The following is an 876-nucleotide window of genomic DNA, read 5'->3' as shown; positions in this document are numbered from 1 at the left end:
TCCACCGGCGGCACACCTTACGGACCATCGCACACCGAAATGAACAGCGACTCAAAACTCAGTGAGCATGAGAGCACTCTCTGCCAAGCGATGGGAAAGCGCCTTGCGCAGCNCGCTCTAAAGCTCTCCTAGTTGCTTTAAACGCACGTGCTTCTGAGCACCTAGTGACACTATTTTTTCTATCAAAAGGCCATCTTCAATATGACAAACACAGCATCTGAACCAAACGCATCGCTTTGTATAAAAAGCGAACGCGCCGCGCTTACAACAAAAGTGGCGTATTTTGTTTTGCTCGCGGCTCTGGCTTTTTCGTCCTTTGTGCCCGGTCCGCCTGAAGGCGTGTCTATCTTTCTGGTACTTGGGGTGAAATTTATCCCTTTGCTGATTGTACTTCCTGGCCTACTCTTAAATAAGTTACGGTCTTACGTTTGGCTTTGCTTTATCGTGCTGTTCTATTTCACGCGCGCTTTTGTCGATGCTTACATGCGTGACGAAAGTGTTTGGGTTGACAGTTTTATCACCCTCACCACAATCGTCGTGTTTATGGCAGCCATGTATTTTGTAAAATGGCAAAAAATGCTGGGCAAAGCACTATAAGACCTCAATATTTACCTCGAAGTAAACAACGAGCAGGAACACTACGTGCAGCAACGCGCAGCCTCTTTTATTCTTGATTTTAGCCGCACCGTCAATCAATTGATCGACGATGGCATTCTGGCAAAAGAAGACGCGGACAAGCTACTAAGCTCACCTCGCGGTCAAAAGCACGTTCAACTGCATCCGCTTGAGATCGTCGCAGGAGCGAGCCTAGACGCCCAGAACGGTGGCGTAAAAGTCGATATGCCCTTCTTGCTCGACTGGCTAAGCGATTGGTCG

1 protein-coding gene and 1 pseudogene are annotated in these 876 nt (G+C 48.3%); both read left to right on the top strand.

Annotated elements, in window-relative coordinates:
• Positions 1-201: 201 nt before the first annotated feature.
• Positions 202-597: a DUF2069 domain-containing protein gene (locus tag A3750_RS01595; RefSeq protein WP_068456885.1), complete on the top strand. Its 396-nt coding sequence runs from the start codon at positions 202-204 to the stop codon at positions 595-597.
• 45 nt (positions 598-642) lie between these two features.
• Positions 643-876 (top strand): annotated as a pseudogene (locus A3750_RS01590) (hypothetical protein); the annotation flags it as partial.

It is taken from the genome of Oleiphilus sp. HI0079, from assembly GCF_001635105.1.
The sequence above is the reverse complement of the archived record's forward strand: the minus strand, read 5'-3'. Positions and strand labels throughout refer to the sequence as shown.

Excerpts from the sequence above, each read along its gene's own strand:
- A3750_RS01595 (WP_068456885.1), top strand. The coding sequence starts at position 202 with ATGACAAACACAGCATCTGAACCAAACGCATCGCTTTGTATAAAAAGC.